18 protein-coding genes and 2 pseudogenes are annotated in these 14,269 nt (G+C 60.6%); 17 read left to right on the top strand and 3 right to left on the bottom strand.

Annotated features, from left to right (window positions below; all coding sequences use genetic code 11):
- Positions 1 to 3 precede the first annotated feature (3 nt).
- From nifT to CP49_RS20930, 16 genes are all read left to right on the top strand, one after another.
- Positions 4 to 228 (top strand): putative nitrogen fixation protein NifT, encoded by a 225-nt coding sequence (gene nifT / locus CP49_RS20860; RefSeq protein WP_057847894.1) that lies wholly within the window; start codon positions 4 to 6, stop codon positions 226 to 228.
- Positions 225 to 1,088 carry an SIR2 family NAD-dependent protein deacylase gene (locus CP49_RS46170; protein WP_057852083.1) on the top strand — a complete coding sequence of 288 codons (864 nt, stop codon included), beginning with the start codon at positions 225 to 227 and terminating at the stop codon, positions 1,086 to 1,088. The genes nifT and CP49_RS46170 overlap by 4 nt, the downstream gene beginning before the upstream one ends.
- 339 nt (positions 1,089 to 1,427) lie before the next feature.
- Entirely contained in the window at positions 1,428 to 2,927 is a 1,500-nt protein-coding gene (gene nifB, locus CP49_RS20870) for a nitrogenase cofactor biosynthesis protein NifB (protein ID WP_245310781.1), read from the top strand.
- 11 nt (positions 2,928 to 2,938) lie between these two features.
- Complete coding sequence (locus CP49_RS20875; protein ID WP_057847892.1) at positions 2,939 to 3,163, top strand: 4Fe-4S binding protein; 225 nt, start codon at positions 2,939 to 2,941, stop codon at positions 3,161 to 3,163.
- 11 nt (positions 3,164 to 3,174) lie between these two features.
- Entirely contained in the window at positions 3,175 to 3,498 is a 324-nt protein-coding gene (locus CP49_RS43010; RefSeq protein WP_245310778.1) for an iron-sulfur cluster assembly accessory protein, read from the top strand.
- Positions 3,495 to 4,031 (top strand): tetratricopeptide repeat protein, encoded by a 537-nt coding sequence (locus CP49_RS20880; RefSeq protein WP_156438549.1) that lies wholly within the window; start codon positions 3,495 to 3,497, stop codon positions 4,029 to 4,031. The genes CP49_RS43010 and CP49_RS20880 overlap by 4 nt, the downstream gene beginning before the upstream one ends.
- Positions 4,021 to 4,800, top strand: a complete 780-nt coding sequence (locus CP49_RS20885) for a 4Fe4S-binding leucine-rich repeat protein (RefSeq protein WP_057852084.1) — start codon at positions 4,021 to 4,023, stop codon at positions 4,798 to 4,800. The genes CP49_RS20880 and CP49_RS20885 overlap by 11 nt, the downstream gene beginning before the upstream one ends.
- Positions 4,797 to 5,117 carry a nitrogen fixation protein NifZ gene (locus CP49_RS20890; protein WP_057847889.1) on the top strand — a complete coding sequence of 107 codons (321 nt, stop codon included), beginning with the start codon at positions 4,797 to 4,799 and terminating at the stop codon, positions 5,115 to 5,117. The genes CP49_RS20885 and CP49_RS20890 overlap by 4 nt, the downstream gene beginning before the upstream one ends.
- Positions 5,114 to 5,353, top strand: coding sequence for a nitrogen fixation protein NifZ (locus tag CP49_RS20895; protein WP_057852085.1), 240 nt, complete (start codon positions 5,114 to 5,116; stop codon positions 5,351 to 5,353). The genes CP49_RS20890 and CP49_RS20895 overlap by 4 nt, the downstream gene beginning before the upstream one ends.
- Before the next feature lie 15 nt (positions 5,354 to 5,368).
- Complete coding sequence (locus CP49_RS20900) at positions 5,369 to 5,728, top strand: DUF3024 domain-containing protein (protein WP_057852086.1); 360 nt, start codon at positions 5,369 to 5,371, stop codon at positions 5,726 to 5,728.
- Between the two features lie 33 nt (positions 5,729 to 5,761).
- Positions 5,762 to 6,031: a DUF6129 family protein gene (locus tag CP49_RS20905; protein ID WP_057847896.1), complete on the top strand. Its 270-nt coding sequence runs from the start codon at positions 5,762 to 5,764 to the stop codon at positions 6,029 to 6,031.
- A 5-nt stretch (positions 6,032 to 6,036) separates the two neighbouring features.
- Entirely contained in the window at positions 6,037 to 7,227 is a 1,191-nt protein-coding gene (locus CP49_RS20910; RefSeq protein WP_245310782.1) for a DegT/DnrJ/EryC1/StrS family aminotransferase, read from the top strand.
- A gap of 212 nt (positions 7,228 to 7,439) precedes the next feature.
- Positions 7,440 to 7,625 carry a hypothetical protein gene (locus CP49_RS47535; protein WP_057852088.1) on the top strand — a complete coding sequence of 62 codons (186 nt, stop codon included), beginning with the start codon at positions 7,440 to 7,442 and terminating at the stop codon, positions 7,623 to 7,625.
- Positions 7,595 to 7,825, top strand: a complete 231-nt coding sequence (locus tag CP49_RS20920; RefSeq protein ID WP_057852089.1) for a hypothetical protein — start codon at positions 7,595 to 7,597, stop codon at positions 7,823 to 7,825. Before CP49_RS47535 ends, CP49_RS20920 begins: the two co-directional genes overlap by 31 nt.
- The gene (locus CP49_RS20925) at positions 7,822 to 8,271 is read left to right on the top strand and encodes a Rieske (2Fe-2S) protein (RefSeq protein ID WP_057852090.1); all 450 of its coding nucleotides are present in this window, start codon (positions 7,822 to 7,824) and stop codon (positions 8,269 to 8,271) included. The genes CP49_RS20920 and CP49_RS20925 overlap by 4 nt, the downstream gene beginning before the upstream one ends.
- 255 nt (positions 8,272 to 8,526) lie before the next feature.
- Positions 8,527 to 8,829, top strand: a complete 303-nt coding sequence (locus CP49_RS20930) for a globin family protein (protein ID WP_156438550.1) — start codon at positions 8,527 to 8,529, stop codon at positions 8,827 to 8,829.
- A 134-nt stretch (positions 8,830 to 8,963) separates the two neighbouring features.
- Here the strand turns inward: CP49_RS20930 and CP49_RS20935 are convergent.
- Together CP49_RS20935 and CP49_RS20940 are read right to left on the bottom strand one after the other, a co-directional pair.
- Positions 8,964 to 9,835 (bottom strand): annotated as a pseudogene (locus tag CP49_RS20935) (IS701 family transposase); the annotation flags it as partial.
- A gap of 32 nt (positions 9,836 to 9,867) precedes the next feature.
- A pseudogene (locus CP49_RS20940) lies at positions 9,868 to 10,956 on the bottom strand (IS630 family transposase).
- A 159-nt stretch (positions 10,957 to 11,115) separates the two neighbouring features.
- Here CP49_RS20940 and CP49_RS20945 point away from each other — a divergent pair.
- Entirely contained in the window at positions 11,116 to 11,298 is a 183-nt protein-coding gene (locus CP49_RS20945) for a hypothetical protein (RefSeq protein ID WP_057852092.1), read from the top strand.
- A gap of 625 nt (positions 11,299 to 11,923) precedes the next feature.
- Here CP49_RS20945 and CP49_RS20950 read toward each other — a convergent pair.
- On the bottom strand, positions 11,924 to 12,199 hold the full coding sequence (locus tag CP49_RS20950) for a hypothetical protein (protein WP_057852093.1): 276 nt from the start codon (positions 12,197 to 12,199) through the stop codon (positions 11,924 to 11,926).
- Between the last annotated feature and the right edge of the window lie 2,070 nt (positions 12,200 to 14,269).

Genomic DNA, 14,269 nt, shown 5'->3' on the forward strand with positions numbered 1-14,269 from the left:
CTCATGAAAGTCATGATTCGCCGCTCTCCGGAGGCGGGCCTGTCGATTTACGTGCCGAAAAAAGATCTCGAGGAGCCGATCGTTGAATCGGAGCACGAGACGCTGTGGGGCGGCTGGATCAGAATAGCCAATGGCTGGGTGCTCGATCTGCCCGAAATGGCGAGCGATACGCCGCTGCCGATCACGGTCAATGCCCGAAAGCGCGGCGAGGGCGGCGACGACCGATGAAGGTGACCCCGCAAATCGACTTTGTCAACGCGGCCGATGCGGAGGCGATTCTCACTGACGTAGCGGCTAGGCTGCGTGCCGGCAGCATTGTTCCCTATCTCGGACCTGGTCTCACCGCGTTGTCCAAACCGGATGCGCCGATGACGCCGGAGGCCTTGGCTGGCTTCTTCGCTACCAAGGTCGCGCTGCCGCGCCGGGCCAACGGCAATGTCTGGGCGTCGGCGCAGCACATCGAAAGCAACAAGCATCGCTCCACCGTGACGGCATTGGTGGCGCAGGCCTTTGCTGCGCCGGTCGAGCCGACACCACTGCATCATCATCTCGCCGCGCTGTCCCTGCCTGTCATGGTCGATGCCTGGTATGACGGCGCGATGCGTGCGGCGCTTGGCAAGCACGAGGGGTGGGGCGAGGTGCAGGGCATTTGCCGCGCCGGCATCGGCGAGGACCGCTGGTATCGCTTCTATGATGCAGAGGGCAGAGAGGTCGATCGCGCTGTGGCGCAGAGCTGGACCACGGTCCTCTACAAGCCGCACGGCGGCGTGCTGCCTGCCAGGAACTTCCTGATCTCTGACGCCGACTATGTCGAGGTGCTGACCGAGATCGACATTCAGACGCCGATCCCCGATGTGGTGAAAGAGCGGCGCAATGGCAGAAGATTTCTCTTCATCGGTTGCCGCTTCAACGATCAGCTACTGCGAACCTATGCGCGGCAGCTCACCAAGCGCTCGGCCGGTGTTCATTACGCCATCGTGGAACCGGATGTGCTGTCCAGGAATGAGCTGCGCTTTCTGGTCGAACAGAGCCTGACGCCGCTTGCGATCCCGCTCCCGCGCGCGATCGAGATCCTGCTCGCTGCCTGACAGACCTTGTATATGGGTCGATGTTGCTCGCGTGCCGGCGCACGCGAGTTGTCTTGCGTTTCGCGCCGGCGAATGACTGCGCTCATCTCCATGTCAGGATCAAGACGCCTGTCACACTTCGAACATTTCTAATGTCGTGCAGAAGGCTTCGCTTCCACGGCCAACCGCGGCAGGCGGCTCACTTTCTGACTTAGATCAAAATTGCTCGCCATTCCGGCCATGGCACGCGAGTTGCAAATCTTCTTTTCAGTTTCCGCCTCCAGGGAGAATGAACGGATGGACGTATCAGCGCTGGACGAAGCAAGCTTGGCAGGGAGCGCCGTCGACATCGGCGAGACCATGCAGGCGATCGCCGAGCACAAGGGCTGCGGCACGTCCGGCGGCACCGGCAACGCGAGCTGCGGCTCGCAAGCCGGCCAGGGTGATCTGCCGACCGAGATCTGGGAGAAGGTCAAGAACCATCCCTGCTACAGCGAAGAAGCGCATCATCACTACGCCCGCATGCATGTTGCGGTCGCGCCCGCCTGCAACATCCAATGCAATTACTGCAATCGCAAATATGATTGCGCCAATGAATCGCGCCCGGGCGTGGTGAGCGAAAAACTAACGCCGGAGCAGGCGGCGAAAAAGGTGCTGGCGGTTGCCTCCACCATCCCACAGATGACCGTGCTCGGCATCGCGGGGCCCGGTGATCCCCTGGCCAATCCGGAAAAGACGTTCAAGACCTTCGAGCTGGTGGCCAAGGCCGCTCCCGACATCAAGCTGTGCCTGTCGACCAACGGCCTCATGCTGCCCGACCATGTCGATACGATCGCCCGCTTCAAGATCGACCATGTCACCATCACCATCAACATGGTCCAGCCCGAAATCGGCGCCAAAATCTATCCGTGGATCTTCTACAACCACAAGCGCTACACCGGCCTCGAAGCCGCAAAGATCCTCAACGACCGCCAGCTGCAAGGCCTCGAGATGCTGACCGAGCGGGGCATCCTCTGCAAGATCAATTCGGTGATGATCCCGGGCATCAACGACCAGCATCTGGTCGAGGTCAACAAGGCGGTCAAATCGCGCGGCGCGTTCCTACACAACATCATGCCGCTAATCGCCGCGCCCGAGCACGGCACTGTACTCGGTCTCAACGGCCAGCGGGCTCCGACCGCGCAGGAATTGAAGGCACTGCAGGATCTCTGCGAAGGCGAGACGAACATGATGCGGCACTGCCGGCAGTGCCGCGCCGACGCTGTCGGCCTCCTCGGCGAGGACCGCAGCGCGGAGTTCACTACCGAGAAGATTATGGCCATGGACGTCAAATATGACCTGAAGATGCGCAAGGCCTATCAGGCCAAGGTCGAGGAGGAGCGCGTCGCCAAGGTTGCTGCCGAGCAGGAAGAGCTCGCCGAGCTCGGCAACGAAATGAGCGGCGTCAAGCTCTTGGTTGCGGTGGCGACGAAGGGCTCGGGCCTGATCAACGAGCATTTTGGGCATGCCAAGGAGTTCCAAGTGTACGAACTCTCCACTACGGGTGCCAAATTCGTCGGCCATCGCCGCGTCGATCACTATTGCCGGGGCGGTTATGGCGAGGAGGAGAGCCTTGCCACCATCATCCGCGCCATTAACGACTGCCATGCGGCCTTCGTGGCCAAGATCGGCGGCTGTCCGAAGAGCAATCTGTTGAAGGCAGGGATCGAGCCGGTCGACCAATACGCCCATGAGTTCATCGAAAAATCAGCGATCGCCTGGTTCAAGTCCTATCTTGTGAAGGTGCAAAGCGGCGAGATCCAGCATGTTGAGCGGGGCGAGGCGGCGATCCGCCAGGGCGCGCTGATTTCGGCGGCGTAAGGTAGATATTCATGCCGTTCAAGATCATTGCCTCACAATGCTCCGGCTGCTCGGCTTGCGAGCTCGAATGTCCGAATGTCGCAATCTCGGAGAAAGGCGGGACGTTCGTCATCGACCCGAAGAAATGCACCGAGTGCATCGGCCATTTCGACGAGCCGCAATGCGTCGCGGTGTGCCCGGTTGATAACACCTGCGTCGTCGACACCTCATTGCCGCGCTACCAGGCGCGGGCGTAGGGGGTGAGCCCATGACCATCACGCTCACGCCCGCCGCTGAAAAACTCACGAGTTACGTGCTGCGCGCCGATGGCACCTTTGGCGCCGGTTTCCGGCTCGCCGTCACGGCAGATGGTTGCTCGGGGTTGTCCGCCCGCCGATATAGGTGTTGCGCCGGCAGCTCGGCCCGGTCAGCAAGGCGTAGAGCGCAACGGCCTAAAGTTGCTTCTCAATGCCGTGTCACCATCGATTTGACCGACACCTCTGCGCAGACCGGGCTGATCTTTCCAGAAGCAGGTATGCTGCTCCAGCAACACCGCAAAGGCTGCCCATTAGAAGAGGAAAGCTGCCAATGAACCTCGATGGGGCAGGCAATCCGCTGTCCGAGAGCGAGGGGGCGCTGATCGCGCACACGCTACTCGGCGAAGAGCTGCCGCGCGAAGCCGAGGATCATCTGTGGGAGGCCGGGCTCTCCTATCACCTGGACGAGATCGCGGAAAGACACCTGCACGAAGCGCAGGCGCTGGCGCCGGGCCACGCCGCCGTCCTGATCGGGCTCTACCGCTTCTATTTCTACAAAGGTCGCTTGGCCGAGGCGTTGGAGGTCGCAAAGCTCTGTATTTGTAAGGCAGCACGTGAAAACAGTCTCGCAGACGATTGGCGGCGGGTCAGCGCGGGCGACGCTGCTTTCGATCGCTACGAGAACATCCTGCCGCGCTTCTATTTATTTTCCCTGAAAGCCTACGCCTACCTGCAGATGCGGCTCGGCGATCTGGATGAAGGGCACGCCGCCGCCAACAAGCTTGTGGAGCTCGACCCGACCGACAAGATCGGCGCCAAGGTGCTCCTGGACGTGCTGGAGCGGATGGGGCAGGACGATGACGGATGACATCGATAAGGCCCGCGACTGGCTGGGCAACGAGGTCGACTGCGGAACCTGCACGCATCTCGGGCTCAGGGCCAGCGGCGGCTGCCGCTTGATGCACGCCTGCGTCAACGACCGCTACGCCCGCTGCATCGACCGCTTCTTCAACTGGAATCCGGTGCTGGCCGACGCTTACGTCACACATCCGCATTTCGAGGTGCGCGCAATCGCGGCCAACCACGCCAATGTGTTCCTGCTGCCGATGCTGCTCGACGATGCTGAGGAAACCGTGCGCTGGAACGCGGCGCGCCGCCTGCCCAAGCGCTTTGTGCTGCGGCTGCGCAGCGACCCGCATCGGGAGGTGAGGATGCGGGTTGCGACCTTGCTGGACGGCGAGGAGCTGGCGCCGATGATGTTGGACCAGGACTATTACGTCCGCCTGGTGGTGGCGAGCCGGATCGCGCCGGCGCTGCTTGGGCGTCTCATGAGCGATGACGAGCCCGCGCCCGCGGTGCGCCGCGTGGTCGCGCTCCGCATTCCCCATGACTGGCTGCTCGGCATGGTCACTGATCCCGATGGCACCGTGCGGCTCGAGATCGCACGGCGGCTGTCTCCGGATTCGCTCAGCCTGCTGCGCCGCGATCCGGATTGGCGCGTCCGCTATGAGGTGGCAAGCCGCATTACGGCGGCCGAGCTGGCGGAGTTGACCGAGGACGGGGACTCGATGGTGCAGGAAGCCGCCCGCGCGCGCGTGGCCATCCGGCCCGAACGACCGAGAGAGAGTGGGACATGAGCAACATCGTTCGCGACAGCGAGGTGGTCGAGCTGACCGGTCCGCCTTTCTTCAGCTTTGGCGAAAAGGTGCGGGCCAACCGCACTATCCGCAATGACGGAACCTATGCCGGCAAGGAAGTCGGCGAGATCCTCGCCAAAAAGGGGGAGGTGGGTTACGTCGTTTCAATCGGCACTTTCCTGCAGCAGTTCTACATCTATGGCGTCGAATTTCTCGAAAGCGGCAACCGCGTCGGCATGAAGCGCAAGGAGCTCGTGCCGGCGGTGGCGCGCGAGGAGTTTGAGGACCTGCCGTTGCCGGAAGAGGCCGCGTCATGATCGACCCGAGGCTGCCGAAGTACCAATGGGGCCAGCGCGTCAAGGCGGCGATCGACCTCATTAACGACGGCTCCTTTCCGGATGCACCGGCCGATGGACTATTGATGGGCGCCGGAGGGATCGGCGAGATCGTGCAGGTCGGCAGGCATACCGAAGCGAACGTGCCAATCTATCTCGTCGAGTTCGGCCAGCGGCTGGTCGTCGGCTGTCTTGAAGAAGAAATTGCAGTGCTTTGAGGGTGCTGGTTCGCGATGAATGCTGCGGTGATGAGAAAACTAGCGATCGGACTGATCCCTCACCCGAACGAGCTCGATCGCAAGCGGATCGAGCGCGCCTTGGGCCCGCGCAAGCGCTATCGCTTTGTGTCGCCGAATGTGAAGCCGGTGAGGGGTGGCTATCTGATCGAGAGTCCCTGCTGCTCTCGCAATATCGACAAGGACGGCGGCCTGATCGATGTCGCGCTGATCCACTATGACATGGTGAGCGGGATGTGGAAGCTGTTTCGCATGAACCACGCGCACGGGATCTGGGAGTTTTACAGCATTTACCTCCGGCTGACCTCAGCGATCGAGGATTTAAACACGGATCCAGAGCGGCGGTTCTGGCAATAAAGCTGATTTGGGACTAGTTATATGGGAGCCGCGATGGCGCTTGGCACAGACCAACTGATCGAAATAGAACGGGTGCTTGCGGCGGCGGAGGCCGATGCAAGCCCATTCCTCGAGCTGCGGCGCCGTTTTCCGCACCTCGCCTTCACGCGCTGTGATGCGTCTGATGTGACGGAGCGGCCGTTCCGAAGCTTTCCGCGTTTCGACCTGCATCTGATCGATGGCTGCGATCGCTGCGTGCAGATCACGGCCGATCCGGCACGCGCGATTGGTATCCTGCTGGCGGCAAGGAGTACTGGGCGGTGACCGGCATTGCACTCGCAGAGGATCACGGCGATGGCACCGAAGCAACCGAGGCCGTATCCTTCATTCCGCTCTCCGATCCCGATATCACCTCCGCCGAGCTCTCTGCCGTGGAAGCGCTGCTATGTTCGCCGCGAATCTCCAATGGGCCGATTACTGACGCCTTCGAGAAAGCCTTCGCAGCCTATCTTGGCCGCAAATATGCCGTTGCCGTCCCCAGCGGCACGATCGGGCTTCTGCTAGCGCTAAAAGCGCTTGGCATCGGACCCGGGCAGGAGGTGATCGCCTCGCCTTATTCGTTTCGCGAGACGGTGCATGCTATTAGTCTCGTGGGCGCGAGGGCCGTATTTGCCGACGTCGACTATTGGTCGGGAGCCTTGGCTCCGGCGAAGGTCGAAGAGCGTGTCACGGCCAACACGCGGGCGATTATTGGTGGCAACCCCAATGGCCATCCGGCGCCATGGTCGGAGCTGCGCGCGATCGCGCAGCGCCATCAGCTGCCGCTCCTGGAGGATTCGACCGAAGCGATCGGATCACGATACAAGGGCGAACTCGTTGGCCGCTTTGGCGATATCGCCGTGTTCGACTTCGCCCAGCCACTGGCCTTGACCTGCGGTGAAGGCGGCATGGTGGTGACCGACGACATCGACTTGGCCGTTGGCTTGCGTCGCCATCGCGCACATCGGCTGGATGAGCGCTCCTCCGTTGTCGTTAGCAGCGCAGCACCCCACCAAGCCGGCATGAGCGATCTCACAGCCGCGCTGGGCCTTGCGCAGCTAAGGCGCCTCGACGAAATCCTGGAGCGACGCCGGCTCGCTGAACGGCTCTACAATGCGCATATGCAATCCTTCGAGGGTATCAAGCCGCCCTATGTGGCTCCCGAAGCGACCGAGGTGAACTGGTTCCTCTATCTCGTCCATCTCGGGACGCGCTTCACGCGCTCCAGCCGCGATGCCATCGTCGATGACCTGCGCATCGAGCAGGTCGAGGCCGCCGCCTATTGCCATCCGTTGCATTTGCAGCGGCATTATTTCGATCTCGGCTATCGGCATGGCGATTTTCTGGTCACGGAAAAGATCGCCGATCGCGCCCTGGCACTGCCGTTTCACACCCACCTCACCGATGACCAGATCGAGTTCATCGTGGAGACGATAAAGGATGCGTCAATCAACATCGGCGCTGGCGCTGCAATTTATTAGACCCGAGGAATCATTAATGGGACGCAAAAGGAGGGCTTGAATGTCGACAGCCACGGCCTCACCATGGGGCAAGATGATCGAGGTCATTCAGGCCACATCACTCTTGGCGGTGCTGCAGAACCCCAAGATCGCAACGCCAAACAAATGCGAGTGCAGACCAAACGTGGATCCTCCGACATTTCGTCCGGCAAGGCCGCAAGGAACTCTCGAGGGTGGCGCGCAAAGAGAATGACAAGCTCAATACGATCGGAGGAGGCGCCTCCAAGTTGCGGCTCGCCTGCGAAGTCAAGTTGCTCGGAACCGGTAGCATGATCATCGAGCTCTTCGGCTTCGGCTCGGGTTTCTTCAAGCTTGGGCGGGAAGGCACATGGATTTCGCAACACGTCATTGTTCCCTGAACGAGACAGTGGTGGAGCTTGACGAGCGCCCGGCCGGCCTCACGCCGCACCAATGGTTTGATTTTATCAGCGGGCCGTCGATGCCCTTCCAGGAGCTGGTCGGTGGAATTGGCGTGCTTCGGCTGACCCGTGCCGCCGTCGATGCCTTCAGGCAGGAAAACGCAACGACAAGCACGAGCGAAGGGAGCACCGCGACATGAGCAGCCAAGAGATCGAGGTGTTCACCGTCTGTCGCGCCGATGCAATCGAGCGCGGCGGCGCGAAGGGTTTCAACCTGTCGCGGATCGACGAGAGCGGCGAGAGCCGGCCGTTTCCGATTGTCGTGCTACGGACCTTCGGAAACGACTACCACGGCTATGTCAACCGCTGCCCGCATGACGGTGTCTGGCTCAACATCGGCTCCGGAGAGTTTTTCTCGTCGGACCGCGCCTTTATCAGATGCGGCCGGCACCGTGCGACCTTCGAGATCGATAGCGGGTTTTGCATCGATGGCCCCTGCAACGGAAAGGCCCTTGAGCCGGTCGCGCTCGCTGTGGTCGACGGCGACGTCTGCCTGTGTGGCGTGAAGCTGGTGGAGGACAACGGGTTTCCCGATCCGTTCGAGGACAGCGACGAAACCATGGACATCATGATCCATCCGGATTAACAGGGATGATCTCATGACCGTAGCTCAGGAGTCTTTCGGTAAAGCGCCGTCGTTCTCATGAACATTGGCGCAGGCCCGCGCCTGTCGCTGTTTTCGAACTCGTGAGAGATCAAGGGCCGGGCACGGCGGCCGAAGTCATCCAGTAGCCCGGCATGAATGAATGGTACGGGGACAGTCGAACAGCAAGACGCAGCCATTTCGGTGTTCGAGCCGCATTGGCGGCTTTGTGAGGACCGATCGGCCGGTCGACAGCTCTTGGCACGCATGGATGAATTGCCTGAAGCGGAGATCATTCGCGCCGTGCATCCGGCTGATGTCGGGGGCACCAAGGAGGTGTTCAAGTGCTATCTCACCGAGCCAAAAATCTATACTTCCGAGAAGGGCCATGCCAGCGGCCGCGCCAGAGCCATCTCAGTTTTCTCATCGGCGGCGCCGAGCTCGACCCCCTGGCTCGCCTACATGTGCGGCGTATTGCCGGAGACGATTGCTAACGAAACCGCGCGTGCCGAACTCGACCTTGCGCTGTCAACGCTCGACGGCGCAACCAGGCCGGTGTGATGAAAGACCGCGGCGCATCCTAAAGAGAAGGTGGCAGCGCTCCCTAGCACTACTTTGGCACTTTAGGCTTGGCAATATCTTCAAGGAACATGTCGCAGTAAGGACATTGTCGGGGTGGAGGTCGTGCGAAGAGGTCACCGTCTGCAGCGCTTGTGAGGATGGCTTGCCTGATGGGCGGCATGCTTGGTTGTGGTGGCGGTCCTGAGATTCCTTTTTTTCCGTCCCGCTGCTTTGAGGCGGCGGGATTGGAGGAAGGCGTAGGCGATCATCGTCATCAACGCGTGTCGATGTAATCCCGTCCAGGATCTACCTTCGAAGTGGTCGAGCCCAAGCTCCTCCTTGAGCTGCTGGTGGGCCTGTTCACAGACCCACCTGGCCTTGATCGTGGCAGCGAGCGTCTTGATGGTGGCATCGGCCGGCAGGTTCGACACATAGTATTTTTGCTCCCCGGTCGACCGCCGCTCGCCGACGAGCCAGACCTCGTCACCAGGCATGCACTGCATACGGCTATTGAGCATCCGGTGCTTATGGCCGTCCGCAACGCGGACACGGCGGGCAGTGAAGAGACATGTCAGCCGACCTTTGGTGCCCCGCCGCCAACTGACCCTTTGCCAATTGCCTTCGGCCAATAACGCTTCAGCAGAGACTGGTGGCTGATCAGGGATGTGGTATTTGCGGGGCTTGCCGGTCCTCGCGATGGGGAAGATCAGGGCAATGTCCGCGGGATAGACGTTCTGGCGCCGCGACAGACCCACCGCCCACAGCAGACCGCGCTCGCTAAAGCCTGACGGAAAGGCCTGGAGCCGTACCCTGAATCGGCAAGCACACAGCCGAAACGCACACCGGAGGCGATGACGCAGTCGATCTCCGCCAAGGCGATCTCTGGCTTGGTCCGCGCTGCGCGGTGCTCGACGGGAACGCCCGCACGCTTCAAACGCACCGGATTACTCGTCCAACTCTCGGGAACGAAGAGACGTAATGCCACCATGACCGGCACTTCACCCCTTCTGCCAAAGTAGTGCTAGTGTTCTGACTCATTCATTTGCATCCCGCTTTTGCGATGGCGAGCGTTTTTTTGGCTCGGCGGTGCTTTGCGAGGATGGATTTGGCGCTGGCGGTCCACCTGAAGGGCTTTGGGTTTTGGTTTCGATGCTCGATCCACTCGTCAATCGCGGTCTTGAGTTCGGTGACGTCGTTGAAGGTTCCTCGCCGGATGCGCTGGCGAGTGATTTCGGCGAGGAGCCGCTCGACGAGCGTTGAGCCAGGAACAGGATGTCGGCGTGAAGTGCAGCGTGAAGCGTTTGTGTCGCGCCAACCAGCGCTTCACGGCCGGCGTCTTATGGGTGGCGTAGTTGTCGAGGATCAGATGCAGATCGAGATGTGCGGGGGTCTCGCGGTCGATTGTTTTCAGAAACGACAGGAACTCGTCTGCCCGATGGCGTGCCAGACATTCGCCGATGACGGTACCGGCCGCCACATCGAGCGCGGCGAAGAGTGTTGTGGTGCCGTTGCGCTTGTAATCATGGGTCATCGTGCCGGCACGGCCCTTTTTCAAGGGCAAACCCGGCTGCGTGCGGTCGAGTGCCTGGATTTGACTCTTTTCGTCGACGGAAAGCACCAGCGCCTTCTCCGGCGGATCGACGTAAAGGCCGACGATGTCCTCGACCTTCGCGAAGAAGTCGGGATCGTTGGAGATCTTGAAGCTGCGCAGGAGATGCGGCTTGAGGCCGTGTTCGGCCCAGATGCGCTGCACGCTCGTGTGGCTGATGCCCATTTCTTCCGCCATCGACCGCACGCTCCAGTGCGTGGCATTGGCCGGACGCTCCTTCACGGTCTTCTCGACGACCTTGAGCTTCATGGCAGCGCTGAGCGGCTTTCGGCCAGGCGGCTTGGAGCGGCCTTTGATCAGACCATCGACGCGGCCTCGACAAAATAGTCCTGCCAGCGCCAGACGGTGGTCTTCGAAACCCCGACCTCACGCATAATCGCCACGACGCCATGACCGGCCGCCGTCATCAGCACGATCCTCGCTCGCTTGGCGATCTTCTGAGCCGTGTTTCCATCGGTGAGCAATTGCTCCAGTTCCCTGCGAGCCTTGCGATCAAGTACAATCAAGTCGTTTCCCATGCCGCGAGTGAATCATGTTCGCGACAAGTTGGGATTCAAGTGTCAGTGACAGAACTACGCTGATCGAAGCCTGGGCTTCACAGAAGAGCTTTCGCCCCAAGGATGGCTGCGGCGACGATGATAACGGCGCCAATTTCCACGCCACCATGGAGAACCGGCATGGGCTGGCGGTGGCCGGCAGGGTACGCCGCCAATGGCACCGCCGATCATTTCGCCAATCTTCCCGCTATCGGCGTGACGCCGCATGTGACGCAGAACCAGGCCGTCACCAAAACCGGCAAGACACACAACAGCGCCCTCGACCAACGAACCACGCGGCATTCGGGATATGGCATGTCGTAATCACGCCGGGCGATTATCAAGTGCATCTTCGATGGGGCAAGCAGCACGGCACCATGCTCAAGACCAAACATCGTGGCATCGGTCGCGCCGACTTCCTAGCTCAATCATCGCCTATAACCTGAACCCGCATTCCCAAACTGCTTCGCTTAGCCACCCGCGTCAGCGTACACCCAACACCACACTAGAAAGCTGCATCCAATTCCACCGGGGCCCCCCAATAACGACCCGGCAAGAACAAGAAGAGTCTAGAGGCTGCCTTGGCTGACTTTGCAAGCCATAACGGCCAAAGCCGTACCCGCCGCCCGGGCGAGGTCCGTGTAGCACGACGAACCGCTGGGTGATCTCGCTCCATACCGACGCTGTCGACAACCGCGCGGCCGGAGCTGCCGGCGGAAGCGCAGGAGGCCCTCACGAGCGTGATGACGCAGTTGATCCTCGACCATGCAGCGTTGGCAGCGATGCCGCCTGCGAAAGCGTAATGGCGGCCAATGGCAAAGTGCAGATGGCTATTTTGTCCTCCTTGTCGGAGATGCACCCTCGACCGAGGGCTGGTTTGAGCGCTGCGAGTTGATCGTGCGGATATCCTGGGCGGCACGCGGAGCGATTGCGGCATTTTAGCGAGGCTTCAACTTTGCTGGGAAGTGGAATCAGTGTCGTCCTTCAGGTAATTCAGCATGGTGTTGCAGGCGTCCTCGGCCTCAGCGAAACTTTGGAGGGGCAAGCCGAGAACCCTGATCGCGCCACGGCCCTGGTGAAGCGGACGCCACGACGCGACGTAGCCCAACCTTCCGCGAAAGCCAGGACCGGTTGGGCTCTGGAAGCTGATCACGAACGAATAGTGGTCGCTGCTTGCGCTCCATATCTCCATGTCTTCGACGGCACGATGGAATTGCAGGGGCATCAGGGTCCGTTCGCTGGGCCAGCCCGAGAACCAAACTGCTGGGGGCCGGCGCCGGGCAGGGTCAATACAGCGCAGCTCTCGCCGGCAAATTGCGTTTCGTGGTCAACCCATGCCATCGCTTTCTTATAGCCCACGGTCGGAAGTAGGAGCATTGACGTCAAGCTTCGGCGTACATTGTAACAATCGAACTCCACCGACTGCTAGACCGTATGTCTGAGGGAAGGCCGGAGGCCTATGGCCCGTAACGTGGCCACTTCGCCTCCACATTGCACGGCAATTAATATGGATGTCTTGCGGAGGGCACCTTGCGGTAAATCAATCTGGCTTGAGGCGACTTAAGAGCTGGGCAAACCCGATCTAAGACCGTACACAGCACTCTGGTGACAGCGCCGAATGCGGTGCCGGCATCCCGATTGACCTCCATCAATGACTGCTCTGCGCTGAGGGACATAGCGCCGGCGCCAATCTCATCGAAGATGACCGCCGCTTGGCCCTAGAACATACCTATGCATCTGGCGACTTGGATTAAGTGAGGTCGAGGAGCGGGGTCGTTAAAGCGACAAGTGTACGGCGGGCCAATCAACATCAGCGCGTTTGGCCGCCGAGGTCATCGAGCCGGCTCGCGAAGCGGATGCTGCCGGACGGGTGGCCAGGCGGTCGCGAACAGGGCACAATGGAAATCAATGGTGGCCTTCTAGCGCAGAGGCGGCGATCTCGACCCGAAGCTGAGTGCGTCCACCGCCCGACACTTCTGGCCAGTACGACAGGGTCTTTCGCTCCAGCGGCGATACACGCGATGGACAGAGACCTGCCACACCGACCTTTGCAGCGAGCTATTATCGTTGGCCTCGATTGTGGTACCATCAGCTTACTTGGCGGCAACAACTGGCTGTCAGCGCAACAGCGGGCAGCCGTACCGGTAATCACCTGGGCACTGAGACCGCTAACGACCGCCCACACAGGCTACTGGCGCTTTGGCGCGAGCGACCCCGCCAGCTCAAGGCAGCTTTTGCCCTTGAGAAGCTCTATATGAAGAAGGCTGAAGGACAAGGACGTGAGACAAAAGACCAAACGAGTTCTGGTTATCGCGGCGGCGCTCGCGACGATCTGGGGTGTTGCAGGCGCTGAAGCCGCACGAAGGGTGAATGTAGCAAAGGCAAATACGCGGATGCGGCGCGCGAGGCGCTCTCGCGGTTTCTAGACTTGACGGTCCTGTATAACAAGAAATCGCAACGGCCTGAGGTACTAGCAAAGGAAGGCCGGTCTGGAATTTTGACCGCATGTTGCCCATTGGATCAAGCGCGTGTCTTTTCGACGTGGCAGGTTCGCAAGAAGACATCGACAGTGGGTGGTTTGAAGGCGACATTACCGTTACCCGTGCGATCGATGGCACGATCAACGCGGACCGCATAGTGCTTCCAAACCCCACGTACGAAAGCACGTTAAGGGGTTTCCAGAAACATTGCATTTGGGCGAAGCTACTGGATGACACTCGGCGTTATTTTGCCAGCACTAAACTTGGGCTTTTCGAAGCCGAGCCGCACGACGTCGAATCGATATTCAAGTGCGACACCGGGAGACGGCAGAGGGTATATTGGCGGCCGGTTGATCTTTAAGTTTCGCGGATATGACGGCAAGCCATACCGGGCGACCTTCGATGCTGTCTTCGGGCGAGGCGGGTGCTTTGTTGACTTCTTCCGCTACTACGCGGACCTCTTCTGAGTCGGAAAACCGAGGACCTGCCCCGCAATTGCCGACTGGCAACGGTGCTGTTTGCCCGACGTACATTCCGGCAATGCCGTTTCTCCACTTGGCGTACTCGCGAATGAACGAGGACGCAGCCGAGGCATGCATCGCCTACGCCTTCCGGGACCGTGGGCCTCGCTTCTCGAAAGCTTGCCCGTAGCCGCATCTTGTTGGCCGAAGCGGCCATTGCGCATTCGTGACAGAGGCCGAGCACCCTATCGTCATGGCGCCGGCCCGAATACGACCAATGACCGCCGAAATCCGTAGCCTAGTACCCACTTTCCTTGGATCGTGAGTCGTGATTCAAGATATGGATGATACCCG

Origin of the sequence: Bradyrhizobium valentinum (assembly GCF_001440405.1) — a bacterium.
GTDB lineage: Bacteria > Pseudomonadota > Alphaproteobacteria > Rhizobiales > Xanthobacteraceae > Bradyrhizobium > Bradyrhizobium valentinum.

Excerpts from the sequence above, each read along its gene's own strand:
- nifT (WP_057847894.1), top strand. The coding sequence starts at position 4 with ATGAAAGTCATGATTCGCCGCTCTCCGGAGGCGGGCCTGTCGATTTAC.
- CP49_RS46170 (WP_057852083.1), top strand. The coding sequence starts at position 225 with ATGAAGGTGACCCCGCAAATCGACTTTGTCAACGCGGCCGATGCGGAG.
- nifB (WP_245310781.1), top strand. The coding sequence starts at position 1,428 with ATGCAGGCGATCGCCGAGCACAAGGGCTGCGGCACGTCCGGCGGCACC.
- CP49_RS20875 (WP_057847892.1), top strand. The coding sequence starts at position 2,939 with ATGCCGTTCAAGATCATTGCCTCACAATGCTCCGGCTGCTCGGCTTGC.
- CP49_RS43010 (WP_245310778.1), top strand. The coding sequence starts at position 3,175 with ATGACCATCACGCTCACGCCCGCCGCTGAAAAACTCACGAGTTACGTG.
- CP49_RS20880 (WP_156438549.1), top strand. The coding sequence starts at position 3,495 with ATGAACCTCGATGGGGCAGGCAATCCGCTGTCCGAGAGCGAGGGGGCG.
- CP49_RS20885 (WP_057852084.1), top strand. The coding sequence starts at position 4,021 with ATGACGGATGACATCGATAAGGCCCGCGACTGGCTGGGCAACGAGGTC.
- CP49_RS20890 (WP_057847889.1), top strand. The coding sequence starts at position 4,797 with ATGAGCAACATCGTTCGCGACAGCGAGGTGGTCGAGCTGACCGGTCCG.
- CP49_RS20895 (WP_057852085.1), top strand. The coding sequence starts at position 5,114 with ATGATCGACCCGAGGCTGCCGAAGTACCAATGGGGCCAGCGCGTCAAG.
- CP49_RS20900 (WP_057852086.1), top strand. The coding sequence starts at position 5,369 with ATGAATGCTGCGGTGATGAGAAAACTAGCGATCGGACTGATCCCTCAC.
- CP49_RS20905 (WP_057847896.1), top strand. The coding sequence starts at position 5,762 with ATGGCGCTTGGCACAGACCAACTGATCGAAATAGAACGGGTGCTTGCG.
- CP49_RS20920 (WP_057852089.1), top strand. The coding sequence starts at position 7,595 with ATGGATTTCGCAACACGTCATTGTTCCCTGAACGAGACAGTGGTGGAG.
- CP49_RS20925 (WP_057852090.1), top strand. The coding sequence starts at position 7,822 with ATGAGCAGCCAAGAGATCGAGGTGTTCACCGTCTGTCGCGCCGATGCA.
- CP49_RS20945 (WP_057852092.1), top strand. The coding sequence starts at position 11,116 with ATGGGCTGGCGGTGGCCGGCAGGGTACGCCGCCAATGGCACCGCCGAT.
- CP49_RS20950 (WP_057852093.1), bottom strand. The coding sequence starts at position 12,199 with ATGCCCCTGCAATTCCATCGTGCCGTCGAAGACATGGAGATATGGAGC.